The 1,375-nt window shown below is 61.5% G+C and carries 1 protein-coding gene and 1 pseudogene; both read left to right on the forward strand.

The window, feature by feature from the left end:
* Window positions 1–1,015, forward strand: a 1,015-nt coding sequence (locus EN750_RS34425; RefSeq protein WP_145968201.1) for a CpaF family protein, incomplete at its 5' end; no start/stop codon positions are given.
* A pseudogene (locus EN750_RS34430) lies at window positions 1,015–1,375 on the forward strand (type II secretion system protein F); the annotation flags it as partial. The gene EN750_RS34425 and the pseudogene EN750_RS34430, both read left to right, overlap by 1 nt.

Here is a 1,375-nt window from a genome sequence, read left to right on the forward strand (position 1 = left end):
GATCAACACCCACAAGCGCGTTTTCATCGAGCGGCGGGGCATCGTCGAAGAAACGCCGATCCGGTTTCGGGACGAGGCGCATCTGCTGCGCGTCATCAACAAGATCGTTTCGGCCATCGGCAGACGTGTCGATGAATCGTCGCCCATGGTCGATGCGCGACTGGAGGACGGCTCGCGCGTCAACATCGCGGTGCGGCCGGTCTCGGTCGACGGCCCTCTGGTGTCGATCCGCAAATTCTCGAAGAATCCCTATTCGCTCGAGCGTTTGATGGCATTCAATTCGATCCGGCCGCCCATGATCGAACTGCTGCGGATCGCCGTCCAGGCGCGCAAATCGATCCTGGTTTCCGGCGGCACCGGCAGCGGCAAGACTACATTGCTCAATGCATTGTCGAGCTACATCCCCTCCAAGGAGCGGCTGATCACCATCGAGGATGCGGCCGAACTGCAATTGCAGCAGCCGCATGTCGGCCGGCTGGAAACGCGCCCGCCCAATGTCGAGGGCAGGGGCGAGGTGCGCCAGCGGGAGTTGCTGAAGAACGCGCTGCGCATGCGGCCGGATCGCATCATCGTCGGCGAAGTTCGCGGCGAGGAAGCGTTCGACATGCTGCAGGCGATGAACACCGGCCATGAAGGCTCGATGACGACAATCCATGCCAACACGCCGCGCGATGCGATCTCGCGGCTGGAGCAGATGGTCGGCATGGCCGGCATGCCGATGACGCATGATTCGATCCGGGCGCAGATTGCCTCCGCCATCGACATCATCGTCCAGACGCAGCGTCTTTCGGATGGCGGGCGGCGTGTAACCTCCATATCGGAACTGACTGGCATGGAGGGCAATGTCGTGCAGCTTCAGGAAATCTATCATTTCGTTCGCCGTGAGGTGACGGCCGAGGGCAAGGTCATCGGAGACTTTCGCGCAACGGGTGTCCGTCCGCGCTTCGCTCCGGAGGCCGCGACGCTTGGCCACCATTTCGCCAAGGACGCCTTCAATCCGCAGGTTGCCCTCTGATGCCGACGGGTCAAGCTCTGCTCTACTTCATCTACATGCTGGCGGCGGCTTCACTCATTCTCGCCGGCGAAGCCCTTTATCTTTCCTTTGCCGGCCGCCGCTCCCGGTCCATGGCGGTCAATCGACGGGTGAAGCGGCTCGCCGGCGAGGTCCCGGCCGAACAAACGTTACAAGGTTTGCTGCGGGAGCGTGGCCTCACTGACTCGGGCGATTTTCTTTTCGGTATGGTCTGGCTGAACAGGCTCTATACCCAATCCGGCATTACCGGAAATCCCCTGACCTTCGCCGCGACGTTCCTGTTTGCGGGGCTGGCGATGGCATTGCTGCTGGCGATCTTTTTCAATGTCTCCACCTTGGCAT

This window comes from Mesorhizobium sp. M7A.F.Ca.ET.027.03.2.1 (assembly GCF_003999175.1).
Taxonomy (GTDB): Bacteria; Pseudomonadota; Alphaproteobacteria; order Rhizobiales; family Rhizobiaceae; genus Mesorhizobium.